This is a genomic window from Dyadobacter bucti (assembly GCF_005869225.1).
Taxonomy (GTDB): Bacteria; Bacteroidota; Bacteroidia; order Cytophagales; family Spirosomataceae; genus Dyadobacter; species Dyadobacter bucti.
The window spans coordinates 452,722-479,680 of record NZ_SWFP01000002.1; the positions used below are offsets into that span (position 1 = coordinate 452,722).

Annotated in this window: 17 protein-coding genes; 3 read left to right on the forward strand and 14 right to left on the reverse strand. The window is 48.4% G+C overall.

The window, feature by feature from the left end:
- Nucleotides 1-5: 5 nt before the first annotated feature.
- From FBF61_RS07140 to FBF61_RS07180, 9 genes are all read right to left on the reverse strand, one after another.
- Nucleotides 6-1,301 (reverse strand): enolase C-terminal domain-like protein, encoded by a 1,296-nt coding sequence (locus FBF61_RS07140; RefSeq protein WP_138476515.1) that lies wholly within the window; start codon nucleotides 1,299-1,301, stop codon nucleotides 6-8.
- A 31-nt stretch (nucleotides 1,302-1,332) separates the two neighbouring features.
- The gene (locus FBF61_RS07145) at nucleotides 1,333-2,451 is read right to left on the reverse strand and encodes a mannonate dehydratase (RefSeq protein ID WP_138476516.1); all 1,119 of its coding nucleotides are present in this window, start codon (nucleotides 2,449-2,451) and stop codon (nucleotides 1,333-1,335) included.
- A 39-nt stretch (nucleotides 2,452-2,490) separates the two neighbouring features.
- A complete protein-coding gene (locus tag FBF61_RS07150) occupies nucleotides 2,491-3,354 on the reverse strand; it encodes a 2-hydroxy-3-oxopropionate reductase (RefSeq protein WP_138476517.1) in 864 nt (287 codons plus the stop codon).
- Nucleotides 3,355-3,383: 29 nt separating this feature from the next.
- Nucleotides 3,384-4,844: a GntP family permease gene (locus tag FBF61_RS07155; RefSeq protein ID WP_138476518.1), complete on the reverse strand. Its 1,461-nt coding sequence runs from the start codon at nucleotides 4,842-4,844 to the stop codon at nucleotides 3,384-3,386.
- The gene (locus tag FBF61_RS07160) at nucleotides 4,841-5,626 is read right to left on the reverse strand and encodes an HpcH/HpaI aldolase family protein (RefSeq protein WP_138476519.1); all 786 of its coding nucleotides are present in this window, start codon (nucleotides 5,624-5,626) and stop codon (nucleotides 4,841-4,843) included. Before FBF61_RS07160 ends, FBF61_RS07155 begins: the two co-directional genes overlap by 4 nt.
- Before the next feature lie 27 nt (nucleotides 5,627-5,653).
- Complete coding sequence (locus FBF61_RS07165; RefSeq protein WP_138476520.1) at nucleotides 5,654-7,183, reverse strand: SusD/RagB family nutrient-binding outer membrane lipoprotein; 1,530 nt, start codon at nucleotides 7,181-7,183, stop codon at nucleotides 5,654-5,656.
- A gap of 11 nt (nucleotides 7,184-7,194) precedes the next feature.
- A complete protein-coding gene (locus tag FBF61_RS07170) occupies nucleotides 7,195-10,689 on the reverse strand; it encodes a SusC/RagA family TonB-linked outer membrane protein (RefSeq protein ID WP_138476521.1) in 3,495 nt (1,164 codons plus the stop codon).
- Nucleotides 10,690-10,864: 175 nt separating this feature from the next.
- Nucleotides 10,865-11,974 carry a FecR family protein gene (locus FBF61_RS07175; RefSeq protein WP_138476522.1) on the reverse strand — a complete coding sequence of 370 codons (1,110 nt, stop codon included), beginning with the start codon at nucleotides 11,972-11,974 and terminating at the stop codon, nucleotides 10,865-10,867.
- Between the two features lie 75 nt (nucleotides 11,975-12,049).
- The gene (locus FBF61_RS07180; RefSeq protein ID WP_138476523.1) at nucleotides 12,050-12,619 is read right to left on the reverse strand and encodes an RNA polymerase sigma factor; all 570 of its coding nucleotides are present in this window, start codon (nucleotides 12,617-12,619) and stop codon (nucleotides 12,050-12,052) included.
- A 163-nt stretch (nucleotides 12,620-12,782) separates the two neighbouring features.
- Between FBF61_RS07180 and FBF61_RS07185 the strand changes: the two genes are divergently transcribed.
- Together FBF61_RS07185 and FBF61_RS07190 are read left to right on the forward strand one after the other, a co-directional pair.
- Nucleotides 12,783-14,186 carry a DUF4932 domain-containing protein gene (locus FBF61_RS07185; RefSeq protein ID WP_138476524.1) on the forward strand — a complete coding sequence of 468 codons (1,404 nt, stop codon included), beginning with the start codon at nucleotides 12,783-12,785 and terminating at the stop codon, nucleotides 14,184-14,186.
- A gap of 66 nt (nucleotides 14,187-14,252) precedes the next feature.
- Nucleotides 14,253-15,164, forward strand: a complete 912-nt coding sequence (locus FBF61_RS07190; RefSeq protein ID WP_138476525.1) for an RpnC/YadD family protein — start codon at nucleotides 14,253-14,255, stop codon at nucleotides 15,162-15,164.
- A 19-nt stretch (nucleotides 15,165-15,183) separates the two neighbouring features.
- Here FBF61_RS07190 and FBF61_RS07195 read toward each other — a convergent pair whose 3' ends face one another.
- The 3 genes from FBF61_RS07195 to FBF61_RS07205 all read right to left on the reverse strand — a co-directional run bounded on the left by FBF61_RS07195 (nucleotide 15,184) and on the right by FBF61_RS07205 (nucleotide 17,531).
- Entirely contained in the window at nucleotides 15,184-15,993 is an 810-nt protein-coding gene (locus FBF61_RS07195; RefSeq protein ID WP_138476526.1) for a sugar phosphate isomerase/epimerase family protein, read from the reverse strand.
- Entirely contained in the window at nucleotides 15,993-16,856 is an 864-nt protein-coding gene (locus FBF61_RS07200; protein WP_138476527.1) for a sugar phosphate isomerase/epimerase family protein, read from the reverse strand. Before FBF61_RS07200 ends, FBF61_RS07195 begins: the two co-directional genes overlap by 1 nt.
- Nucleotides 16,857-17,072: 216 nt before the next feature.
- Entirely contained in the window at nucleotides 17,073-17,531 is a 459-nt protein-coding gene (locus tag FBF61_RS07205) for a DUF1569 domain-containing protein (RefSeq protein WP_138476528.1), read from the reverse strand.
- 187 nt (nucleotides 17,532-17,718) lie between these two features.
- Between FBF61_RS07205 and FBF61_RS07210 the strand changes: the two genes are divergently transcribed.
- A complete protein-coding gene (locus FBF61_RS07210; protein WP_138476529.1) occupies nucleotides 17,719-20,850 on the forward strand; it encodes a PVC-type heme-binding CxxCH protein in 3,132 nt (1,043 codons plus the stop codon).
- A gap of 54 nt (nucleotides 20,851-20,904) precedes the next feature.
- On the opposite strand, the gene FBF61_RS07215 is transcribed toward FBF61_RS07210, so the two are convergent.
- The gene (locus FBF61_RS07215; protein ID WP_138476530.1) at nucleotides 20,905-24,270 is read right to left on the reverse strand and encodes a PQQ-dependent sugar dehydrogenase; all 3,366 of its coding nucleotides are present in this window, start codon (nucleotides 24,268-24,270) and stop codon (nucleotides 20,905-20,907) included.
- Nucleotides 24,271-24,973: 703 nt separating this feature from the next.
- The gene (locus FBF61_RS07220) at nucleotides 24,974-26,899 is read right to left on the reverse strand and encodes an SGNH/GDSL hydrolase family protein (protein WP_138476531.1); all 1,926 of its coding nucleotides are present in this window, start codon (nucleotides 26,897-26,899) and stop codon (nucleotides 24,974-24,976) included.
- Between the last annotated feature and the right edge of the window lie 60 nt (nucleotides 26,900-26,959).

Below are 26,959 nucleotides of genomic sequence, written 5' to 3' on the forward strand. Positions count from 1 at the left end.
TAATATTACCATCTCACGGCTTTGAACTTCCAGCCCGGTACCACTTTCTGCATTTCTATTTCGTCGTCACGTTTTTTGAGGCCGCAGTCAAGATAATTCTGGTGCAGCCGTTGCAATGCTTCCCGATCCAGCTCCACGCCCAAACCCGGCCCTTGCGGCACCATTACCGACCCTTCTTCAAATTTGATCCTGCCTCCCACGATCACCTCGTCCGACTGCCAGGGATAATGCGTATCCAATGCATAGGGAACCGCTGGCAAAGCCGCACCCAGGTGCACCATAGCCGCCAGCGAGATCCCCAGATGGCTGTTGGAATGCATCGACAGGCCACGCCCGAAAGTTTCGCAAATACCAGATAGCGTCATCGATGACCGCAATCCGCCCCAGAAATGGTGATCGCTCAGTATAATATCTTCCGAATGTAAAGCGATCGCGCGCGGAATGTCTTCAAAAGAAGTCGTGCACATATTCGTAGCAAAAGGAATGTTCAGCGCTTTCCGTACTTTGGCCATGTTCTCCTGCCCGCGGACAGGATCTTCGAGATATTCGAGAATATGCTGCATTTCGCCTCCGTATTTGATCGCAGTTTCCACTTCCCATATCGCATTCGGATCCACCCGCAGCGGCACATCAGGGCCAAAAGCATCCCGCAGCGCAAACATGGAATCCACTTCCACCCGGGGCTCAAAAACCCCGCCTTTTAATTTGATGGACTGAAAACCGAACGCTGCACACATGGCTTTTGCCTGTGCCACAATGCCGGCCGGATCGAGCGCGGCAGCTTGTCTTCCGGCAGCCCAGCCGGTGGCGGAAGGATCGGTCTTGAATTCGAGTTTTCCGCCTGCGCCTTCATATTTATAAAAAAGATAAGCGGCAAATGGTACCCGGTCGCGCATTTTGCCGCCCAGCAGGTCCACTACCGGGCGGTTGGTAACTTTACCGATGATATCCAGGCAGGCCACTTCCACGGAGCTGAAAATATGCACCAGTTTTCGCTGGTCCCAGGGTGCGTCGCCTCGTTGGGCAGCCGTTTCCGTCCCGAAATGGCTGGTCAGTATCTGCCTGATCTCATTGAGCTGAAAAACATCCTTACCGATCAGCAGGTCCCTCGACAATTCCAGCGCCTCATCAATGCTGCTGTTACCCGGAATTTCGCTGATCCCGGAAATCCCGTCGTCGGTGACGATTTCCAGGATCGTACGGAGTGCATAAGGTGCATGCAAACCGGCAGCATTCAGCAAAGGAGGGTCTACAATGGCAATGGGCGTAATATGGATTTCTCGGATTAAAGGACCTGACATGATGTAACGGTTTTTTAAATAATTCCTGAATTTAACTTTTTACTTCGTCTGTAACAGCCTGGATCAGGCCTTTGATATAACCGTAAGAAAATGAAAATGCCTGGGAAGTTCCGGCAGGATCGGCATGGTGCGGAACGTGATCGGGCATGACCATACCGTCAAAACCTACATCGCGCAATGCCCTGACCACATGCAGGAAGTTCATATCGCCATTATCAGGGTACACCTCCTGGAAGTTATTCCAGCCTCCCTTGATATTTCTGAGGTGGATATTAAAGATCTGTTTTCTGTCGCCAACCCATTTGATGATCGGCATGATTTCTGTTTTCGGGTCTTTCAATCCTTCTGCAATGGAACCGATACAAAAGTTAAAACCGTGGTATTCGCTGTCATAAAGTTGCGCAAAGCGTTTGATCCCCGCAAAAACATCGGGGCTGTTCCAGCGTGTGATACCCCGGTAGCCGACCGGCGTCGGAGGATCGGCAATGTGGTTGCCCAGCTTCACCTTATATTCTTTGGCCACCGGCAGGCACTTGTCGAGGAAATAAGTGATCCGCTCAAACATGGCGTCGATAGAGACATCTCCGGCAATGGTTTTGGGATCATTTCTTTTTAATGCTTCTTCATAATTCCAGGTACTGTATAAAGCATTGCCTCTTTTGGGATCGGTGGTGCGACCAGTGCGGAGGACAGGGAGGATGGTCGTGTTGTAGTTGAGAAGCTTTACACCGGTCTTCCCTGCTACTTCGATCATCTGCTGCAACATCTCGATTTCCCGGTCGCGCTCCGGGCTTTTGCCGAGCATGATATTCGGAAATACGGCCTTGTCAATACCCGAGGAGGCAAGCGGCCAGTGATAGGCATCCAGGCTGATCCCGTATTTTTCACAAGCCTCCCGTTTCCGCATCGAATCGTCCAGGTCCCAGCCTTTGCCCGGGATGATATTCGGTGCACCTCCGTCAATATTGAACACGCCGTGCCGCGCCTTGAATTCAAGGTTTTCAACCGACGTACCGCCCGACTGGCAGCCTACATTCATGAGTACTTTTTTGGGGCTGGCAGCGATGGCTGCAGATGCCTGGGTTTGGCCCAGCGTAGCGGCCCCTACCGAGCCGGCTGTCAGGACTTTGATAAATTTCTCCCTTTTCATAATGATCAATATTTTATTATCTCTATGATTATAAATGATTTATACTGATTGTAATGCAAGAAACAAGGCGCTATGGTCGAGTTCTCCGTCGCCCTGCGCAATCACCTTATCCATCTGGGCTGCAACCTGTGCAGTCCCGCCCATAGGCACACCGAACCCATCCCCGGTCTCCAAGGCTATGTTCAAGTCTTTTTTATGCAGTTTGATTTTAAAACCGGGTTTGAAATTCCCGTCGATCATGCGTTTTCCGTGCAGGTCGAGAATTCGGCTTTGGGCAAAACCTCCCAGCAATACCTCGCGCATTTTTTCAAGATCCACCCCCGCTTTTCCGGCGAGATTAAATGCCTCGGCGACAGCCTGTATCGTCATGCCTACGATCATCTGGTTGCAAACCTTGGTAGTTTGCCCGGCGCCGGCTTCTCCTATGCGGACAATATTTTTGCCCATTGCCTGAAAAAGGGGCAGTGCCCTTTGGAATGCTTCTTCACTTCCACCCACCATGATGGATAAAGTGGCAGCCTCCGCCCCCACCTGGCCGCCCGAAACAGGGGCGTCCAATGCCTCCACGCCCTTTTCCTGCATGGACTGGTAGATATTTCTGGCCGTAGCCGGAGCAATGCTGGACATATCGATAAAAAGCGAGCCTTCACGGATCCCTTCCAGCACGCCTCCCGGACCGGATACAACTTCCTCTACCTGAGGGGAATCCGGTAACATCGTAATCACAATATCACTTCCTGCTGCCAGTGATTTGTAATCCGAAACTGATGTTGCACCTGCCTCCGTGAGTTCTTTTGCGGCCTGGCTTTTTTCCAGCACCAGCACATCGTATCCTGCTTTTATCAAATTGAGCGCCATGGGTTTGCCCATGATCCCTAAACCTATGAATCCTATTTTTTCCATATCAAATCACTTTGGTTTTTATCAGCTTTTTAAACCAGCGGGAATAATTTTGCAGCCACCAGCAACACTGCCAGCCCCACGGTACCCATTACCACCAGCATGGGAGAAAAAGTTTTCAGGGCCTCACGTTCGGTCAGGTTACTGATCTTGACAATGATCCAGAAACCGGCATCATTCATCCAGGGAACCAGTTTGGAACCGCAGCCGATGGCCAGCCCTAGGTATAGCGGATGGTATTCCAGGTGTGCGCTCGTAGCCATTCCTGAAAGTATGCCGGAGGCGGTAATCAACGCCACAGTTGCAGAACCCTGGGCCGTGCGTACCACCGCGCTGATCAGAAATGCCAGCGGGATAAGTGCCATCTGGTAATCCTTTGTCATTTCGGCAATGCGTGAACTGATGCCCGTTTGTTGTAAAATCCCCCCGAAAGCGCCGCCGGCCGCGGTAATCAGGATAATTCCGCCTCCGCTCATCAGGGCTGCCTGTACGAAGCTGGTCATACCCTCCTTACTGCCTTTCTTTTGTAGGCCCAGCACAACCAGCGCAATGAGACCGCCCGTTACGAGCGCGATATTTTTGTCGCCAAAAAGCTGGATCAGTTCTACGAGCTTATTGACGATGAACGATCCGGAAATCGGCTCGCCGGATTTCATCATGGATTCCAGGATATTGTCAGCGCAGATAAATACCAGCGGGAACGACACCGGAAGCAGCGACAGCCAGAGCGGAGGAAGCTGAGAGTCGTCTTTGATGGACAGCGACTTGATATCTTCCAAACGTGCGTCCATGGAGTCGCGCAGGACAACGGGCCATTTTTTATTTGCCCAAACAGCGAAAAGATACCCCGCGGTGATGGTTACCAACCCCAGCATTGTGCCGCCGGCCATCATCATTCCGATGGGAATGTTCATTTCACCTACCAGAAACAACGGCCCCGGCGCAGGCGGTACAAAGGAATTTGCCATAGCCGCTCCGCCGGTGATAGCCAATACCAGCAGCAGATAGTTTTTCCCGATCCGCATGCTCACCGCTTTTGCCAGCGGGATCATCAGAAAAATAACAATATCGAAAAAAACCGGAATGCCTAAAAAGAAACTGCTGATCAGGAAAGATATCGGTGCATTGTTTACACCTGTGACGTTGAGCATCGACCTTACGATGCGCTCGGCTGCACCGCTTTCCAGCATACATTTTCCGATGATAGCCGCCATGGCGATCAGGATACCGATCTTCCCGCATGTACTGCCGAACTCAAACGCAATTCTTTCACCTATACTTTTGGCAGATAATGCCTTAGCTGCTGCTTCGGTACCGCCCTTATCGATCACAAACTGTTCGATGGCCGAGCCCGGCGTGAGCAACGCCACAGCAAAAGCGCCAAGGATCAACGCCAGAAACGGGTGCAACTGCAACGCGATAATGCCTCCCACAACAATAATCACTCCGATCAACAATATAAAAAGCGGGTCACTGAAAAGAGGCAGCGTCATGAAGTTTGGATTTTATGGGTTGATCTGAAAGAGTCCAGTTTTTTAGACAGATTGCGGGCACCTTCCGCTACGAAAGTCGCATCCGACCCGCAGGCTATCATCCTGATCCCGAGGTCGTGGTAAGTCTGGTAGTCATCGGTATTGAAGAAAAGGATTCCCGTTGCCTTGCCTGCTTTCCGGGCTGCATTGACGGTTTCTTTTAATGCTTCCTTAAACCGCGGATGGTCAAACTGTCCGAAAATCCCAAGCTCCATAGACAGGTCCGCCGGCCCGATGAAAAGTACATCTATGCCTTCGATGGCCGCAACTTCGTCAAGGTGGTTGAGAACTTCCACCGTTTCTATCTGCGCCACGCCCAGCACATTGTCTTTGGCGTCCTGATAATACTGGGCAAAATTTTGTCCGAAACCGGTGGCCCTCACCATTTTAGCCACACCCCTGCCCCCATCGGGCGGATAATGCAAGCCTTGAACGACCTTTAATGCTCCCGCCGGATTGGCAATTTTGGGGCACATGATCCCCTCCGCTCCCATATCCAGCACCCGGTGTATCCGCTGGCTTTCAGAGCTTTCTACCCGCACGATCGCCGCTGTTGGTGTGTGTTCGAGCGCCTGCAACTGGTACAGGACATCTTTTTCAGATCCTGCACCATGTTCCAGATCGATCAGCACCCAGTCAAATCCTGAAAGGCCTACGATCTCTGCGGTAAGGGAACTACCTGTATTCAACCAGCATCCATGCAGGGTTTCTCCCTGTTTAAGCCTTTTTTTAAGATTTTTCATTCAAATTATTTTTGGTACATCAGTTGCTTATTTCTTGTCCCACCATACCCGCGTATCGAGCAGATCAAGCCCCTGCTGGGCGATCGCTTTCTGCACATTGTCATGGTTTACGTTCAACTCGGCATCGGTATAGGTAAGCCTGCGGATAAATGGCTCTGTTTTGAGATCACTGCCGGGATAGGGATTCGGGGTTAGTACCGGGAAGTTGCTGCGGCGGAAATTGGCAAATGCTTCCTGACCCACCAGAAAACAAGCCACCCAATATTGTGTATTGATTTCCTGTAATTCCTTGCCGGCAGTCAGCGGATGCGCTGCAAGATAGGCTGCAATACTTGCTTCGGGGACAGCGGTGGCGGCGCCATAGTCAGCCAGCTGCTCCATGTGAGAACGAATGCCCGCGGTATAAAGGGTCGCAGCATCACCGGTTGCCCATTTTCTGAACACTGCTTCTGCCAGCAGCAGCTGAGTCTGTGCATAAGTTACCAAAAAGCTGGGAGCAGTAAGCGCCGCCATGCGGGTCTTATCGAGCTGGCTGTAATCCCATAGGCTCGCCAGTTTTTTTTCCGCAACATCTTTGCTGATGGTGGTGTTGTCATAACCCTGCGGCATGCCGATCTGCACAGCTACGTTACGGTTGGCTTTGCTTTCAACCTGATCGGCACCACTTTGCGCACCTACATACCGTACTGCTATGGAAGCCAGGCGGGGGTCGTTGTTCACAACCAGATAGTCAACGAATTCCTTGTCGAGGTAGAAAAATGCGGACTGACCGCCATTGAGCGAGCTTCCGACGGGATTGGTGAAACTTGCGGTATGCCTGATCATAGCATTGTCCCGGTTGGACTGCATCAATCCACCCGCTACCGCTTTCGCGACATATTCCGCTGCTTTGGTCGGATTAACTTTTGAAAGACGCATTGCAGCCCGCAACAACAGGGAATTGCCAAGACGTTTCCACTTTGCGACGTCGCCTCCGTACAGTACATCACTGGCTACCAATGGCTTGGATGCGTCGAGAGAGGCGGAAGCAGTTTCCAGCTCGTTAAGAATATCTGAATAAATACTTTCCTGATTGTCATAGGCTGGCCCCGTATTTCCTTCCAGAAATCCTTTGCCGGCCTCGCTGTACGGTACATTTCCGTAGGTATCGGTAAGGATCATGAAACCGTATGCACGCCAGATCCGGGCCATGTTGTACAGGTTGGTGCGATTGGCATCGTCTTTGGTTTTAGCGACAACGTCGGTCAGCTCTTTGATGATACCCCGGTAAAACGTCGTCCAGTTCCCGGAAGTGACGCCCCGGTTATCTTGGTTAAAATTGGCGGCTGAACCCTGTCCGCTGAACGGTGTGATCATTTGCTTTACAATGGTCGTTTCGTAGCTCAGGTTTCCATAGGCCGGGGCACTGTTGACAATTGTCGTATTCAACTGATAGGCAGGCTCCACGGCCGTTAGTGCGATCGGGTTGACGTTCATTTCATCAAAACCTTTGTCGCAGGAAATCAGGAGCGGAAAGACGGTGATCGCGATAATGATTGCTTTAAATATCTTTTTCATAGAAATATGAATTAAAATTTAAGGTTCAGGTTGAATCCCATGCTGCGGGTAACTGGCAAACCGGTTGCTTCCAGCCCGATGAGGTTATCGGAAGGAAAACCAAACTGGTCGGGATGGATGTTGGGCACCCATTTTTTCAGGACCGCAACGTTATTTGCAACCGCGCTCAGCCTTGCTCCTTTGATAAAAGGAACACTGGAGGGTAAAAACCTGCTGAAATCATATCCGATCGTAATCTGCCGCAATTGCCACAGGCCTGCATTGTAAACAAACTGCTCGGCTATATTCTGCGACCTGACTGTTTCGTAGTAAGCCTGTACCACCGACTTGGTCTGGTTCACTTCGCCGTTCGGGTTTACACCGTCGCCGATCACGTAACCCACGTCCCTGCCCGGAAGCGTTTCTTTCATCAGGCCGTGGCGCCACGCATTGTGATTAGTACCGGATATCATCTTGTGCCCCAGCTTGAAATCAACCAGAAAGGATGCTGAAAGGTCTTTATAGGTGAAACTGTTGGTAATACCCCCTACCCATTTTGGCAATGCACTTCCGAACGAGATCTGCGTTGCAGTGCGGAGCGGGCGTCCGTTACCGGCGTCAAATACCTGCCTTCCTTCATCATCGCGGAGGTAACCGAAGCCGTAAAGCTGCCCCATGGACCTGCCCACAACCTGCCGCAGCTCTCCGGTAAAATCACCCGTACCCACGGTGATCATGGCATCACTGACATCGCCGCCTAGATCAAGCACTTTGGTCACGTTGTAAGCGGCGTTAAAATTCAGGCTCCAGTTGAATTTGGTACCGCTGACCGGCGTCAGGTTGACCATCATTTCCAGCCCGCGGTTACGTCCTTTTCCCACATTGATAAGTTGGGTGAGATAACCCGATGCATCCGACGTCTGCGCCTGAAGAATCTGGTCGGACGACAGTTTATCATAATAGGTAAAGTCAAGCCCCAGCAGGTTGTTGAATAGTTTCAGTTCCAGCCCGACCTCTTTTTCAGATACCCGCATCGGCCGTAAATTGGCATTGGGAACGGTGGATCCGCTGATCGTGGCGAGCGGCTGTGCTACACCGTTGGGATTGGGAAACTGCTGGGCATTGATGCCGTAAAACAGGTTGTTGGCGTAAGGCTGCACATCCGTGTCACTTCCCACCTCTGCATAAGCAACCCGCACTTTTCCGAAAGTGATCCAGGCCGGCAAAGTTTCTGCCAGTGCCTGAGAGAACACAAAGCTACCTGTAACGGAAGGATAGATAATACTTCTGTTAGCCGGAGAAAGCGTTGAAAACCAGTCGTTTCTGACAGTACCGTTCAGAAAAAGGTAATCTTTGAAGGAAACTTCCGCTGAACCGTAGACGGAGTTGACCTGTCTTTTTGAAAAATCATAGGTAGCATCGCGCTGCCTGCCGTTTCCGATAGTATAAAGGCCACGGGTATAAAAATCCTGGACAAATACATTGTGCCGGCTCAGCTTGCGGTACATCTGGTTCCCGCCGACATTGACATTCACTGCTATATCACCGAAGGTTTTGTTGGCCGCCACCAGAAAGTCAGCGTTCAGTTCTCTCACCGTCCTGGAATCCTGCACATACTGCCCGTTCACAAACCCTGCCGGTGCGGCAGGCTGCCGCTGAGAACCTGTGGGAAGGTTGTATTCCTGCTCGCGCGAGTAAAAATCCTGGCCTATCCTGCCTTGTGCATACAACCAGCTGGTAAAATTATAACGTACCGAAAGATTTCCGAAAACCCGGTCCTTATCAATGTTCTCAAACCTTTTCAAAGCAAAATACGGGTTGGTACGATTTGTAAACCTTGACCACACATACTCGTTCCCATTCGCATCCGAAGCGTATTTTTCCAAAAGGTCCAGCGGCATGGAATTGGCCATATTATAAATGCTCACAGGGCTGTAATCCTGCTCGGCAATGTTCGGCGGATTTTTGCGGTCCTCGTTGGAATAATTGATGTTCCCCGATACCGTCAGTTTTTTAGCCATCGTCTGGGTAAACCCGAGGTTAACCGTCTTGCGGTGGTAGCCCGAGCCGGGGAGAATAGTGCGGTTGTCGAGATTGGAAAGCGAGAGGCTGAAGCCACCAAATTCACCTCCCGAAGAAAGGGTCAAAGTATTGGTAAATGTATTTCCTTTTTGATAATAATCTGTAATCTGGTTTCTTTGAGGAACATAAGGCACTTCCACACCGTCAAAAAGGATCTGGGTCATGCCCGGTGCAAATTTCTCGCCGAAGCTCCACTGGCCTGACGTAGGATTAGGTGTAGTAGGCCGGACACCGTTTTCGCCTTGCCCGTATTCATATTGATAGTCGGTGTAATCCAGCGGCGTTTCCGTCGTAAAATTCGAATTATATTCGATCCCGATGCCTACACCCTCGCCACGAATTTTGGTCGTGATCATGATCACACCGTCCTTGGCCCGCGAACCGTACAAAGCCGAAGCAGCTGCGCCTTTCAGGACTGTCATGGATTCTATATTATCCGGGTTGATGCTGCTTAACCCGTCGCCGCTGTCGGAAGTACGGTTGGAGCCCTTGTCGCCACCGTCACCCTTTGCACCAAAATTGGTATTGTCGATCGGAACTCCGTTGACGACGATCAGCGGGGAGTTATTACCTCCGAAAGATGACTGCCCCCGGATACGGATCTTGCTGGTACCGGCGGGCCCTGAGCCGAGTGAAGTAATGTTGACCCCGGCCATTTTGCCCTGTAAAGCGTTCATGAAATTGGCTGTCCGGTTGACTGTCATTTCTTCGGTAGCGACAGTTGCGGTGGCATATCCGAGACTTTTGGCGGATTTTTTGATACCCAAAGCCGTCACCACTACCTCTTCCAGCGCCTTGCTTTCCGGTACCAATGATACGGTAATGTTTGACTGATTCCCCGCGGCCACTTCCTTGGTCTGGTAACCCACAAAACTGAACAGCAGCGTTTCTTCACCGTCCAGCAATTCGATCTGAAAAGAGCCTTCAGAATTGGTCGTCGTGCCGCGCTGCGTGCCTTTTACGATCACATTGACGCCCGGAAGCCCCTGGCCTTTTTCGTCCGTCACCTTGCCGGAGAGGTTTCTTTTTGGTGATATAACATTGTTATTTCCCGGGAGCAGCAAACCGTTATCAGGGTTTTGCGGAGGAATTGCAGAAATAATGATTTTCCTGCCGGAAAGCTCATACTTTACTTTTAATGGCTTGAAAAGTTTCTCCAAAACCTCTTCCAGCGTGGAGTTCACCACCTGAATACTTACCTTTCTGGAACCTTCGATGACGTTGGAGCTGTATACAAACTGGACATCCGTTTCTTTTTCGATGTGAGTCAATACCTTTTTGATCTCCCTGTTTTCCATTTGCACGGAAAGTCGGCGGTTCAGGTACTCCTGTGCTCTGCTGACATGGGCATAAGATACGCCCGCCATCATCAACATGACTAAACTTTGCGTTAATGAAAACCTCATAAGTTTCAGCCAGAATTGTCTGGTAACGTGTTTTTTCATAAATTTGATTTGGGTTAATAGTTCTTTTTAAACGGGAACTTTTGATACTGAGCTGTTACTTTGGCGAGTGGAAACTCAGTGGGTCAACCTGGCTGGCAGTGGTTTGACCACTGCCTTTCTTACTGCATTACTATCTAAATTCATCGGGGATTTCCCTCCGGATATTCGTTTTTTCCTAGCGGCAACCTTTTCCGCTGAGCACAATTTGCCCGTCTACAATCTCATAACTGGCTGCTACTGCTTTGCAAAGGACATCCAGCTTTTCGTACAGACTTTCGTTGGAGAGGGTCGCTGTGATTTTGCAGGACTGAAAATTCTCGAAGTCGAACTGCACCGGTATGCCATAGGTCTTTTCAAGCTCTCCCAGAATCTCAGGGAGTGGCACCTCCTCGTATTTGAATACATCCAGAGGTTTTTCCTTGATCAGTTTCAGCGGGTTAGCCACTACTGTCTTGGATAGTTGGTTAATACTTTTCTCAAAAACTGCTTCTTGATTTGCCGTGATTATCAATCCGTTAACTTCCTTTTTATTAGGGACTTGTTCGGGTTTGGCAACATAAACCGATACTTTTCCTGTTTGTACCTGCACCGTTATTTTCTTGTCCAGATCAAATGCCCTGATCACAAAACGGGTTCCCAATACCCTCGTCACCACCTCCCCGGTGTACACCATAAAAGGCTGCCCCTGCCGCTTTACCGAAAAACTGGCCTCCCCTACCAGGTATACAACCCGTGCGCTATCGCTGAACTGGGCTGGGTAGCTCAGGCGGCTTTTCGGATTAAGGATCACCTCCGAACTGTCGACCAGAAGTATCCTCAACGGTTTTTCGGTATCATTGCTCGTTAACACCATATTGGGACCGACCTTATTTTCTGCCGCCACGCCTGGACTAATTTCATTTGGCGCGTGCAGATACCAGTTGACCCCCACCGCTACCAGCACCATAGCTGCTGCCGAAAGCCCCCATCGCAGTATGTTATACCAGTAAAGCTTTTTTTCCAATTGGTGTTTTTCCTCAATGATTTCAGCCTGCGAATGTCCAGTCGTGGCCCGTTCAATAAACAGTTCCACTTCGGAGCGGATCTCCTTTTCCGTAATCCGCTCCGGATTGACATGTGCCGCCCTGATTAGGTGCTCTGCCTGCCGCAGCATATCTTTTTTTTCGGGATATAGTTCTGTGAAAGCCATCCAGAATGTTTCACGACTCTTATGCCCCTGCACCCAGTCGCGAAAGTCCTCATCCTGAATAAAATCCACCATGGTATACGATTCGTAATTCTTCATGTGCAAGGCTTTTCGGTTCTGATGTTCAATGTCACGGTATACACTATATGTAAGCCGCTTTCACGGCAACCAGGGCTACCTGGATTGGATATCATAATGCTTGCGCAGGCTCCCCAGGGATTTCTGGAGTAAATTATACACCGACTGACGGCTGAGGTACATGACTTCCGCGATCTGCTCGAAGCTCAGGCTCTGGTAAAAACGCAGGTAGATCAGTTCCTTTTGCCTGTCCGACAAATGGTTGAGTACCCCCTCCAGTTTCCTGATCTGGTAAATTTCATGTTCTTCTTCAATCAGCCGCAGATCAGCCGCGAACTCCACCGAGAACGAATACTCGTCGGTCAGTATCGACTGGTGGGTCACATGCTTTTTGGAAAGTTCTCTGAGAATCCGGGTTTTAAGCATGACCAGCAAATACGAACGAACATTTTCAACTGAATTGGCTGAGTCCTGAGCCTTCCATAACTGAACAAACATGTCCTGGATACAGTCCTTGATGAATTCCCTTTCTCCATGCAACCGCAGACCCCAGTGAAACAGATCCGAATAATAACTCTGCATGATATTGGCGAGGGCATACATGTCGCCAGATTGATAATCCTGCCAGAGTTTCCGTGATTCTTCTGAGGTTAGCCGTGCTTTCATATTCGCATTTACTTACACTTTTTTAGATGAGCCATTTTTTTTCGCGATATACCCTATTATTTTCATCTTTTTTATAAAAATAATACCTTAAATGTGAAAAATTCTGTTCGTAAGACACGATTACTATATCTTGCGATCTGGTGTTACTTTCAATGTTCGCAAAATGACTTCATCCAGACTCCTGTCATCGCTTTTGTTTTTGCTGATTTTTTCAAACTCATTTTCCCAAAATCTGCCAGTTCTCACAACGGATAGTCTTGTCTGGCATGTTTTCGAAAATGGTGTCCGGACAAATGTATGGTCCATCGCACCGGAAGCCCGACCAGACGTGCTCGAAACGTATATCAAAGGGGAGAGCAAGACTGTTACTTTTAAAAATGGAAGTGACTCGATCAGTTTTGACGTAAAACCCGGCAATACCTATTCTTTTGTTTTTCTGGTCAATAATAAAGACAGCGCTTTTACGGAGATCAGAGGTATAAAGGAAGTACCGAGGGCCCGTTTCTCAAGTGAATATATCGCGACGCACACAGGGAAGACTTTTGTGGAAATTCCGGAAGTATACGAATTGATGAACATCGTTTTTGCCTTAACGGACAAAGGGAAAACCGATCGCGGAATGATTCACAAGGACACGCCCTACTACACCGAACTCATGGAATGGTTTGCCCCTTATGGAAATGAACCCATCGTAAAGAATGTTAACGCTGCGCTGGTGGAATCCGGAGGCACTTACAGTGCGTTAAAAATGGACGCTTATGCTTTTGAGTTCTCAGATCAGGGACAGGTTGTGCAGAGCCACGTTTATGACAGGATCGGAAACAGCCCGGCCAACCACCTGAGACCTTATATCAATGATCTTCAGGCTTTCGCCCACAAATCTAAATTCCAGGATTTTTATAAAAAACACCAGGATTATTATCAGAAACTCATCGTGGCTTTCCGCGATTCCGTTGGCATACCGGATATGCAAAAATGGCTGAATACCAACTTCCCGACCACCCGATACGACTCTTTCAAGATCATTTTTTCTCCGCTGGTGGGGAATAACCAATCAGCCAACTGGTTTTCGGACAATGGATTCCGGGAGGCGCAGGCGCATGTCAACTTTCCCTTCCGTGACAAAAACAAGCCTGGTAAATGGTCGGAAAAAGCAATGCTTGTAACGGATGGAAACCTGGTTTTTACCGAGCTGAACCATAGTTTTATCAATCCGGAAGGAGAAAAGCCGCAGTACAAAAACGCGATAGAAAAAGCATTCAGTAACCTCGATACCTGGAATGAAAAAGGCAAGCCTGCTGCAATGGGCTACAATGATGCATATTCCTCTTTTCACGAGCACCTCAACTGGGGTTTGGTAAGCCTGCGTTATACCGACTTCGCTCCGAAAAACGAGCAGGCGGCACTCATTTCGTCTATAGAAAAAGTGTTAGTCGAGTACCGCGGCTTTAAAAAGTTCGGAACATTCAACCAGTTTCTTGTCGGTTTGTACAAAAAACGAAAACCTGGTCAGACCGTAGCAGACCTGTATCCGGCGATCGTGCAATGGTTCGTGGATAACCGATAGCTGCCGTTCGCTCATTGCGCTGACTCCGGAGTGCCCGGCAGAAGTACGAATCCGTACTTTTATCCGATGCGAAAAAAAGATGACGTATTGCTAAAAAGTGCTTTTGAAGAATCGTTTGCGGACCTGTTGAGGTTCTTTTTTCACGATGCCGACAATCTGTTCGAAATGGATCGCGGCTTCGAATTTATGGACAAAGAACTGGTGGAGCTTTTTCCGGAACTTCATAAAAAAGGAGGAAACCGGGTTGCTGATATGCTGGTCAAAATACATTCCAAAGACGGCAGTCAAAAATGGATGCTGATACATATCGAGATACAATCTCAGCCCGATCCCGGTTTCAGCAAACGAATGTTCCAGTATTTTTATCGGATCTACGACCGGTATGAAGTTCCGATCAGCGCACTTGCCATTTTTACCGGGATTAAAAGGCCCCAGGAGAATTCAGCTTTTAGCTATCATTGCCTGGGTACAAAAGTTCAATATGAATACAATGTCCATCACATTCTTGATTATTCCGAAGAACGCCTGCTGGCGATGAACAATTTGTTTGCGCTCGTCGTCCTGGCTGCGCAGAAAGCACTTTTTTTTGGTAAAATCCCCGAGCAGGAACTTGCCGAGCAAAGACTTGGTATTGCCCGCGCACTGATTGAAAGCAACCGGTATGACAATGAAAAAATCAAGCATTTCCTCTTCTTTCTGAAGCGGTTCATCTACATTGAAAATCACGAGATAAATAATAACTTTGATAGGCAAACCAGTTTATTAACCGAAAATCAGAAAGCTATGGGTATCATGGAAACGATTTATATGCTGACGCGTGAGGAAGGGGTTGAAGAAGGGGAAGAAAAAAAGTCGATTGAAGTAGTGAAGAACCTTTTACAATCAACCGACTTTGACTTGAAACGCATCGCGGCAATTGCTGGCGTTTCCAAAAAATTTGTATTAAAGGTAAAAGCGGGAAATTCTCCTAAGCTTTAATAATCCAGTCCTACCAACTTCAAGACAGATACCTTTTTTTCAAAAGATCCAGCATAAATACATTTACATCCCACTGATTGGCCAGTGGCGTTTGGGTGTAAGGCATGACAGGCATATATAAAGCCGGCCCGAACTCTGTGGTAATCGTCATGGTCCTGCCCGCTTTCCGGTGACTTTCAGCCACCCGATCCCACCAGTTCAAATGTGTTTCCAGTATTTCAGTCCATTCCGGAGCGCGGGGATCGTTGATCTGCGGGCCTTCCTGAAACCCCACCCTGCTATGGATGTGGTGTGCCCGCGAAATTGCCAGTTCTACCGCCTCCTGCTGGTCTTCCAGCAGCGATTCATGCACATTGCACCAATGCGAAATATCCAGACAAATCCGCAGATCCGGTAGTTTTACAAGATAATCCTGCGTTACATGGGCCGCATAAAGACTTTTGTTCCGGTGCGTTTCGTGGATAATCTCAATTCCCGATTCTTCCGAAAGCTTCGCTGCCAGATCAAAAAGGCGTTTATTCTGTTCAAATGTGTAGTAGTCTTTTCCGGTCTGGCAATTGATAAGTACCGGCTTTGCGGAAATGAGGTTGCGGAGGTACTTTTCATAATTTTCTGCATGCAGTTCCAGATCTTTTTCCAGCGACTGCCAATACTGCCCGATGATTTCCAGCCCGTGTTTTTCCACGGTTTTAAGAATTTCCTCTTTTTCCTTTTCATCAAAAGGCAGCGCGAGTTCCACACCGTTGTAACCCGCTGATTTTACATTTTCACAAAAAGTATCAAATGGAAGGGTATTGCCCCACTGGGGGGCATAAAATTTAACGTTCATTAATGTTTCAGGTTCTTAAGATAAGCGATCGTCTGAGGTACTTGCGTAGCATAGCTCGGGCTTTCGTCTTCAATATAAAAATGCTCGATATCTGTTTTCAGGGCCGCTGTCAGGATTGCCGGAAGATCAAGCTGTCCTGTTCCCAGCGCCACATCGTTGGTTACCGGTGTGCCGCCCGACATATTTCCCTCCACACCTTTTCGCAGGTCTTTCAGGTGCATCAGTTTAAAGCGTTTAGGGTATTTTTTCAGGAGCGCAGCAGGATCCTGGCCCGGAAAGAATGTCCAAAGTATATCCATTTCAAAATTCACATATTTCGGATCGGTTTTCTGCACGATATAATCGAAAAGCGTTCCGTTTTCATGTTTTTCAAACTCATACCCGTGGTTATGGTAGCAGAACGACAAGCCAAAATCATCTTTTAGTTTTTTACCGATCTGGTTGAAATCGCTCACAGTCTTGTCGGCCATCGCCAATGTAAAGGCACCTTCGTGAGGCACCCACGCCACCCTGACAAAACTCGCGCCCAGCGTTTTTGCATTTTGACCGACTTCGGCCGTTTTGTTGAGCGCGTCAGGATAGCTCACTCCAAAAGAAGAGCATTTCATGCCACGGTCATCCAGCAGTTTCCGCAGTTCAGCGGCTGTCTTGCCAAACAAATTCGAAAATTCTATATCTGTAATGCCCAACGCTTTAATCGTATCCAACGTAGCAGCAGGATCTTTCGCAAAGCTGGCCCTGTACGTGTAGGAAACCATCCCGGGTGTTCTTGGGAAAACGAGTTTTCCCTTCTGAGCAAAAAGCGGAATGCTTATCGCTGATAAAATGGCTGAACAAATGACCAAGTGTTTGAATTTTAGCATAATGGTTTTTATAAAGGTCTGACGATTGTACGGATCAAAAATGATGACGACTTTTCTGCCTTTATTCCCGTACCAAAGTTCGTTAAAGTATTGCTTTTACTGTGCCGTCCCTTTTATGTGAACAGTTTTTTGCTCTTAGCATACCTCATCAACCTGGAATCACAAAATCCTTTCTTGCCAAAAAAGCCGGATAAGCCGACAGCAATATTATCCATTTCAAACCCCGAACTGGTTCAGATGATGATCTACGTGCTTGTAAAACATATTATTCCACTCTGGAATGGTCAGCACACCAAATGAATGCGAGGCGCGTCCCTCAAAACCAGCTTCGCCCAGTTCATGCGTTTTACGGATATATCCGATCAAACGCCTCTTTTCCGTCTCAAAATCCCGGCTTCCTTTAATCAAAAATGCAGGAGCCGTCTGTGCATTCCGTTTGTAGGGCGTTTCGCTGGTAACACCATTTTTAATAAAAGTTTTCAATATCCATTTCATCAGAAAATTGGGTTTCGGGTGATTATCCTCAAATGTCATTTCATAAGCCACGCAACAGTGAGCGAGCATCTGGGCCACATCCATCTTTCCCCAGCCGGGTTGCGTGTCCGGTTTTAATGCATTGATCCTCGCAATAACATGGTCGGAAACGTCTTTGGTGAAAATATTCGGTAGTGCCATTGGTAAAAGGGTTTATGGGTCAGGTTAAAAATGATGCCTGATATGATCAATTCCCGACATATCCCGGCGCGGATTGCAAGGTAGTAAGCCGTTTCGTTATAGTAGATTATCCCGGTTTAATATTTTATTAAATCAATGACATGACCCGGTCAATTCACTACCATAAACCCTTTAAGGACCAGCAAATATGACGCCCAAAGTTTTACTCAGCAGGATTTTTTTCGTCTCCTCCCTCACCATCACCACGCTGGTATTTGGCCAGAAAACACAATCCGTGCGCACCCGGATTTACACACCTGAAGAAGAGCTGGCCGGATTTAAACTGCCCGAGGGGTTTGTCATAGAACTGGTGGCCAGTGAGCGCGACAGTGTGATCAATCCCATAGACCTCACTTTCGATGACGCGGGAAGGCTCTGGACGCAAACCGCCAGAATGTACCCGCTGGATCCGGTGGCTGATATCCAGTGGGACGACCTGCTGAGACTGATGGACGATCAGGAAGCCCAGAAAAACCATCCCAACTTTAAACGGGTACTGGACCTTTTCCAGGGCAAAACCAAGGGTACCGACAAGATACTCGTACTTTCGGACTTCTACGGAGGAAAAAAGGTAAAATCGAACGTCTGGGCCGACGGCCTGACCATCCCGATGAGCATATTACCTTACAAGGACGGAGCGTATGTTGCGCAGGGTTCCGAGTTGTTTTTTCTGAATGATTCCAATAAGGACGGAAAAGCTGACGTTCGCACTCCTCTGCTAACGGGCTTCGGATTTACGGATACGCATACCATGGCGCACGTACTGATGCGGGCCCCGGGCGACTGGGTCCATTTCAGTCATGGAGCATTGAACAAAGGAGAAGTCACTTCCCTGAAAAGCGGTACGAAGCTTAAAATCGATTACAGCAAGATCGTGCGGATGTCGCTGGATGCTAAAAAAATGGAACTGGTAAACAGTGGTCTCAATAATATCTGGGGTTACCAGATGCGGAGCGACGGCCAGTGGTATGGATCGGAAGCCAATGACCTGGGCTACTCGGTTACGCCTATGGAACCGGGCATGTCATTTCCCGGTATCGGCAACGAACATCTTCGCCCATATCAACCTTTCGTACCTGAACACCATGAGTTCAGGGTTGGAGGAACGGGAATATCAGGCACAGCCTTCGCTGACGATGTTTCCGGATCTTTTCCTGATGCATACAGGAATGTAGCTTTTTTGGCTAATCCCATTACGAGTACCATCAATGCAGTTCAGATTATCCGAAACGCCGATGGCAGTATTTCGTCCAAACACCTGCCCGACCTGCTGACGTCGGAGGATGACTGGTTCAGGCCGGTGAACATGGAATTTGGTCCCGACGGCTGCCTTTATATTGCCGACTGGTACAACAAGATCGTCTCCCATAACGAACTTCCAACCACGCACCCCGACCGCGACAAATCACACGGACGGATCTGGCGGATCAGGCATGTGAGCCAGAAACCGAGAGAAATTCCCGATATGTACCTGGTCAAAACCGAAGATCTTGTCAACCACCTGAAATCGCCTTCGACCTGGGAAAAACGGGCTGCCTGGCATCAAATCACAGACCGGCCGGAGGCAGAAACTAAACAACTGATACCTCAGCTGACAGCGCTGGCTTCCGACGGATCGCAGGATGAAATTACCCGCATTCATGCATTGTGGTCGCTAGAAGGCATCAGGCACTATGACGAGAATTTGTTGAACACCCTCCTTAAATCCGGTTCCGACAATCTCAAGAGGGAGGCGGTCCGCTCACTGACCAGCTTTTCGCTGAACCCGTCACAGATCTCATCGCGGTTAAAATCACTGGCAGATGATCCAAATCCTTCCGTACGATCACAAGTACTTCGCACCCTTTCCGATGCTGGCGAGACTGATCTGGCCGGGATCGATATATTGGTGCGCGCCTGCAAACCTGAGCTGCCTGGCAACAAAATGGGCGGTTCATACGAAAGAAAACAGGAACGTTTTCTGGCGCGGAAAGCCCTGGAACAATATGCAGGGCTTTCACAAAAATACATCGACCAACCTATTGCGGGAGATATACCTGTGACCAATATATTATGGGCGGTGCAGGCTCTTCCTGATGCGCAGCGCGACGCGGCTTTTATGAAGTTCTGGCCAAAATCCGGCATAGCCCAGCTGGATGAATCCACATTTGTTAGTATTTCAAAAATGCTTTCGAAAAAAGACATTTATGAGATGGTGAAACCTGTATTCCAAGACCAGGCGAATGCGGCGGTTTATCTTGAATACGCAGTTCAAAATCAGGGAGAGGTGCAGTCTCCTGAACTTTCGGCATTGATGGAACTTCCGGTAATTACGCTGCTGGGCAGCCAATCGCCCTCCGAAAAGGACCTGGCACTGGATGCCGCCGGACGTTTCAAAATTGAAAAAGCTCGCCAGGCCATTGTAGCCCTGATCAATCAAGAAGCTTCTGACAATACTTTAAAACTTGCATTAAGCGCACTGGAAAATGACCCAAAAGCCAATCAACAGGTGTTTGCCGGCATTGTACAAAACAAAAAATTCAGCTTCGACATCCGTTCCGCAGCGTTGGCCAGCCTTTCAAAAGCCGATCCGGTAGCCGGACAAAAAGCATTGACCAAATGGCTGCCCGAACTAAACGAAGTCGAAAAAAGCGAACTGGCCAGCAGTTTATCGGAATCCGGACAGGGTGCGGGCGTACTTGTCAATATGCATGAGAAAAAACTGATTCAACTTGCGGCGTTCGATATGTCCGCTGCCGAGCGCATCGTCAATTCCAACCGCAACGACCGCCGGGGACTGGCCATCATGGAAGGTGTCAAAAAGCGTGACGAAGAAAAGAAGAAAGCTTTCAAGGGCAGGCTCGATAAATATATGACGGTGGCGCAAAAAAACACCGGGAACCCGGAAGCCGGCAAAGTACTGTTTCAAACCTGTTTATCATGCCACCAGGTGGCAGGTAAGGGTCAGAATATAGCACCGGCGCTGGACGGTTCGGCTTCCCGCGAAAATGAGGCACTTCTCACGGCGATCCTGGATCCCGACGCTGCGGTTGAGTCCGGATACTCTATATACCGCGTGATCAAAAAGGACGGCAGCAGCGTGGAAGGATATCTGGTCAATAAAGACGAGCGCGGCACGACTGTGGCTTTTATGGGTGGCGGAAAAGTTTTCATTGAGGCCAACCTTATCCGCAACCAATACTCCCTTGGCGGCCGCTCCTTTATGCAAAAAGGCCTGATCGATAATTATTCAGATAAGCAGGTGGCCGATCTGCTTTCCTACATACGCACTTTGAAGTAACCGACAACCCAGCAATAAAAAAAGTAGCCTGCCTCTGATCTGATCAGGAACAGGTTATTTTTTTGTTTTTGCGGGAATAATCTTTCTAACCGGTTTCGCAGTCTTCGGACTGTCGGCGGGAGCAACCTGGGAAGGAAGCGGCTTCACGCGAAGAAGTGTGATCTGGGAAACAAGATTCGGACTGTTGTTCCAGTTGTACTCGATCACATAGAGATTACCATTTACCACATCTTCCACAAGATCAAGGGGATTACCAAAACCGGACATACCCACCAACCCGCTGTTACCTGAACCGGTAGTGACCTTTACAATATCGTAAATCGCATCATCAGCCTTGTTGGCGGTTTTAACCATCGAACCTGGTTCCATCACCGTGATATCCCCTCCCCCGGAAAACCGGCAGACAAGCAGCTTGCCTTTCAGCACTCCGTTGAAAGTATTGCTTTTATACTCAATAACTCCATTGGGCGATTTATTGAGTCCAAAATCATAACCTGGACGGTAGTTTACATCTGCTTTTACCGAAGGCAGGTATAACGAATTATCATCATATCCCCGGTTCAATACATACTCTCCTCGCAACGGATTAGGATGCCCGTAGTACCCCACAGGCCTGTTGGGGTTCACACGGAAAAGCCAGTCATGCTGAACCTGCGTGCCTGAGGTTGCCGGGATAGCCGGGCCTTTATAAAATGAACCATTCGCCCGTCTCGTTCCTGCTACGGAAGCCGGTGAATTCCCTCCGCCTCCGGATCCGTTTGTGGGCAGATAAAGCTGACCATTGGAATGCCAGAGCAAATCAAAAGCATTACGGACGCCGGACGCAAAAATAGTTAACGGTGAATTTTTTCCGTATGGATTGTAAGTGCCGTCTTTCATTGTCGCCGAAACGGCCGGTGCGCGATTTATCAAGTCCTGATTCGAGGTTGTCTGCACATTCAGAGGCAGACGGAATGTTTTGAGTTTATTCAGGTCCAGCCGCAACACTGTTCCCGCCAGCAGACTTTCTTCCTGCTGCCAGTCGTCGTCGTACAATCCTGCGGAACTGTTGCTTCCCTGGCTCATATAAAGCGCACCATCGGGCCCGAAAGCGAGACTATTGATCAGGTGGTCCCGTTTTGACCTTGGAAGGCGTGTGATGAGCAGCTGTTCCGTTTCGAGATTAGCACCAGCCAGACGGGAAAGGTTACCGTCAAATTCCGGTGCTCCCGAAAGCCCACCGGATGAATGCGTAACATATAATATCAAGTTAGATGCCGTTGATTTGGGATCAAAAGCAATTCCCACCGCCGAACGAACCCCATGTTTTTTAACCAAAGTATTCATAGCCTGCAACCCGGTGAGCAAACCCGTGCTATGGTTAATAACAAAGCGTTCAACCACTCCGTCGAGACGTAGTGCATACAATTTACCATCCGGCCCGACAGTCAGGGAGCTGTATTTCTTGTTCTGCGTACCGGGCAACGGAACTCTGGTAAACTGAGCGTTCAGAATATTGCTAGAGTCGATCTCGGCAGCGTCGGTTGTGAAAGTAGCCTCATACGGGGCAATGGGGACACCCGCGTAAGATTTGACAGCAGGCGTAACAATAAACCGGTAAACAGTGTTCGGTTCGAGGCTGCTGGATGGGGTGAAACTGATCGCATCACCTCCTCCCGTACCCTGTACAACGCCTCTGACTCCTGAATAGACCCCATTTACATATTTCAGCAGGCCAACCGACCTGTTGGTGATCGTGCTGTTATCAATACCTCCCTTATGCCCTTTCGAAACCGGAACCGACAAGCTATTGGCGGCAATGCTCGCGGTGCTCAGGCTCACTTTTTTCTCGCCGTTCACAGGCGTGGAAGAAACCACGTAGGGTCGCGTCTTATCGACAACGTTCAGCTGTATTTCCATGACAGCACTTGTGCACTGTTCGGAGGTAACTTTGACACTTGCTTTATAAATCCCCGGCGGCAGCCTGCGGGCAGCAGAGTAATCGAAGGTCACTGCGGTCTGCGCAGCTTTGGGTGACGGGTTAAATTTAAGCCAACCTTTGGCACGAGGGCCATATACTGCTGTGATCTTATACGGGAGCACAACATTATTTGAAGAGCCCAGCATCACGGAAAACACACTCTTCCCGACGCTGCCTTTTTTCAGTATTATGTTCGATGTCTTGGTTCCCCAGTACAGGTACGGGCGCAAAGAAACAGGTACAATGTTGACATAATTGATCTTCGTGCTCTTCCCGCCGTCCGCGTTGATCGTCAGATGCTCGTCATTGACCTTTACGCGTACAGTAGCCGATTTGAAACGACTGATAGTTCCCTTTTTTCCATTCGGGACAAATGCTTTGACGGCACTAACACCTTCAACATTGAGGATATGCTTTTCAGGCATGAGCGTAACACTGCCATCCCCTGCCGACACCGTCACGTCATAAGTACCATTCGGAACCCTTACCTCCCAGTAGCCTTCGGTTTTCACCCCTTTCCAGGGAGCTTTTATATGATTAGCCTGCATGTGAATAAGCGTTGCCAGCAGTACGTCGTCCGGCGTATTGCGGTTTCGGCCGTTGGCTGTAAGATCAAGCACACTACCATCCACCCTCTTTTTCCAGCCGTAGTACAACCCTACTCCCTGGTAAGCCCCTGTCCGCAACCCGAAGGGCTGACCGTAATCTCTCAGGTGACCCAGGGGCGGAATGGTTTGCGGGTCCTGAAAATTGATGTTGATAGCATGTTTATCCAGCGGTTCTATCACATGCAGATCGATCAGTAAGGTACCCGACTTGTATCCCGGCGCACTGCAGGTAACCATCACGCGGTAATTGCCGGCAGGTACATTCGAATTGATTTGAGCGGGACCTAATCGCAGTATACCGGTTGTTGTTTTAGGAAGATTGAGCCACGCTGCTTTTGTCTTGGACAAATTATACAGCGGAGCCTCGGTGTCCGCCACCACGCTGGTAGATTGTCTGTTCACAGCCTGACCTTTGAGCACTGTAAAGGTGAGTTTCTTTTTTGAAAACGAAAGTAGCTTGGGTTCGCCGGTATCAATGACACTGAATTTGTACGGACGGGAAATCGTTTCATTTCTGTTGGAATCTGTAGCTTTAACTTTTACGGTATACTTGCCCGGCTTTTGTATCCTTACAGGTCCCCGGTAGTTCACAAAGTCGCTGTCGTTAACCGCGTACTGCAATGAAGCGATCCTGGACCCGCCTGCGGATATAATAAGTTCTGCTTCGTTATTATATACGCCGGGTGCATGGAGCGATCCCGAAACCCTTGCGCTGGCAGCGGGCACGAGGGTATCTGCTTTCTCAAAAACTAAAAAAAAGTCTGAACGGGTGGCATGATCTGACTTGAACTTGGCAGAGAAAGGTTCACTTACAACGGCTGTGCAAAAAACACACGATATCAGAAATATCATGTTTGTCAAATAAAACACTCTTAACGTCAGATATAATTCAGGGTACGTAGTTTTTTTCAAAATTTATTATTTTAAGATCCCCGATGAGTTATTCAGCCGGATATTTTGCCCGGTGAAACCTTGTTTTTTACCACTTCACCCAACTTAAGTTTCTGTATCAGAACAGCATGCCAAACGAGGCCAGAATATTATTCATCGAATTAAATTCCAATAAAACGGACAAATTAGTGAATTAATGAAACATTGGCAAGCTAAAAGACAAACTATATCCGTGTAAACATCCAACTTTGGGATCAACTTTGTAGATTTTTACACCAATTTGTCTGAAATATGTACAACTTGTTCGCTAAATTATTTTAAGTTTTTCTATCAAAAGATGGCTTAGATCATTCCAATAATTTTAAAACAAATTAATAAACAGAGTAACTTTTATCAATATACGTCGCCTGTTAAAATGAGGGTCATCATTTGCAAAAATAAGTTTAATCATATTTCGGCATGAGATCTTTTTGGGGTAAAAATCCGGATCGCGCTTTTATTCAGACAGACCTCAAAATTTTTATCCATTTTTTGGGATCAAAATCTTCGCTCATTTCCAAAGAAATATTTTGGCCTTTTTTACACATTTCGGTACCCTGATCTGTCGGATGCTTTAAAACTAGTTGTAAAATGCGCGGGAGAATAATAAAAAATCAAAGGGGCATCAGGGTTGCTGCACGGAAGTATGACGGATTGCTTTGATCTGCTCTTTTAATTGCAGCGCGATCTGGTTTTTCGGCTCTCGATTCAGCGTCAGCTTCACGTATTTATCAGCCGCGGTTGCATTTGCAAATTTGAGGTAACCCGCAGCAAGCTGATTGCTCAAAGCGACATTTGCGCTGTCCTTTTCAAACTTGCTTTTGAGCTCAACAAGCTGCTGTACAAAAGAATGCAGTTCATTCAGACTGAACCCTGACTGGTTGTTGGCAGCCGCGTATTCAAGGTATACCAATGCCTCCTGCGGCCGGTCGAGTTTCAGGAGCGTAATAAATAGTTTTTGTGCGCGGTCAAAGTTATTCTCTATGCGAAATGCATGGGCAAAATAAGTGACGGCTTTTTCATGTTCGCCCATGGTCAGACAAATTTTACCCGTCTGGTCATAAAGCAGCGGATCCAATGTTTGCTCCAATGCCAGAGCTTCCATCACTTTCAGGACGCCCGCCCTGTCATTCTGCCTGATGTAATTTGCTTTCAGTCGGCCCATAGCCTCTTCCCAGGATATCTGCTTTACGACCAGGGCACCTGCGAGCTGCTCTTCAATTGTTTTTTCTCGCTTTTCCTCCGGCGGCATGGGCACGTTAAAAGGCCACCCTTCTTTCAGGATCATCACCTCGTAGTCACCTTTCAGAGAGTCCACGGCTGTGACAGGCATACGTTTTCTCAGTTCTGCAAAGGACATTGCGTGATCATTTTTTACACTGATCAGCCCGCTTTTTTTGAAGGACTCATAAAATGCATCAGAGAGCAAAGCATAGCCAAGCAAATTGGGATGCACGTGTTCCAGCAATGTCTGCTTTCCCAAAATTCCATGTTCCGAATTCTTCTCGAAAGCAGTCCTGGCATCCACGAGGGTCACGCTCGAATAAGTGTCTGCAATTTCCCGGATAATCCGGTTGACCACCTGTGGTGCGCGAAACCGCAAAAGGTCCAGCTCGCTGGCCTGCATGTATTCTTTTTTTGCCCCGATAAAATTATTTCCATTATAAAGCCGGTTCGCCATTTCATAATGAACGTCAGCGGACGGCGCTCCCTTTACCGGAACGCTGATAAATGGCCTCAGGTCTTTTTCATTGCTGACGAGGTTACTAAGGAATACACGGATACCTTTCTTGTTCATCAGGGCACAAAGATCGTTCATATTGGTTTTGAACTGGTCAATACCAGCCTGATAGGTGTCCGACCCGTAAGCGATTTGCTGGTCTTCGGCCATTCTTTTCATCAGATTTTCACGTAAATCGATCTCTTTGCCCGCAAAAACTGATTTGACAGAAGTCAAAGTGCTATAGATCAATTGCGTGACCCTGAACTCCCTGATTTTGATCAAGGTCCTGATCAAATTGGTATTGCGGGCGAAGGCTTTGGTGGAGCCTGCACCCAATGCACCATAATATTCATTGTGCCCTGTGTAAATGAGAACTGCGTCGGGTTCATAGTCGACCAGCTGCCGGCCAAAATCAAAAACGGTGTGGGAATTAACTGCGGTGAGTGAAAGGTTGATGATTTCAAATTCTTTGTCCGGCAATGTGTGCATAAGCCGGTACCGGAGCCAGCGATGAAACGAGCCATTATGCATGTAAGGATAGCCAATGGTCGTGGACTCTCCGAGTACAAAAATGCGGAGTGTTCCGGGTGTTTTTTGTTTTTTAAACGGTTCAAAATTGCCGATGGTAGCATTTTGCTGATCAGAAAAGTATTTTATTGAAGCATACTGGTTCATAACCAGGTAACCCGGATGTTTTTCGTCTTCAACAAAAAGGCTCAGGTCGTGGCCATAACCAAACAACCTGAGCGCGCATTCAAGCAAAGCCAGTAAAATCAACGGCGACATAATCGCCAGGATCTTAAAAATCAGCAGTCGCTTCTTACCCATTTAAATTACTTTTTGAAACTTGGCGTGGCGGTGAGAGTTGGGCGTAGTCAAAAACTACGC